Genomic DNA, 254 nt, shown 5'->3' with positions numbered 1-254 from the left:
ACCATCGGCGCTGAAGAGCTTAACGGCCGTGTTCGGGATGGGAACGGGTGTGACCTCTTCGCTATTGCCACCTGACTTATTTGCGACATTTATTATTATAGCACAATAAATGAAATTTGCAAGAACTTTTTTGTTCTTTCAAAACTGGATAGAAGCATAATTGTATGGGCAAAAACTTTTCGGTTACACGCCAAGTGTACATTGATTAAGTCCTCGATCGATTAGTATTCGTCAGCTCCATGCGTCGCCGCACT

General features: G+C 42.9%; 1 rRNA gene. It reads right to left on the bottom strand.

What is annotated here, in order from left to right:
- Positions 1-75 (bottom strand): 5S ribosomal RNA (rrf, locus tag L2D08_RS23835); the annotation flags it as partial.
- Positions 76-254: the final 179 nt, after the last annotated feature.

This window comes from Domibacillus sp. PGB-M46 (assembly GCF_022668875.1).
Lineage (GTDB): Bacteria > Bacillota > Bacilli > Bacillales > Domibacillaceae > Domibacillus.
The sequence above is the reverse complement of the archived record's forward strand: the minus strand, read 5'-3'. Positions and strand labels throughout refer to the sequence as shown.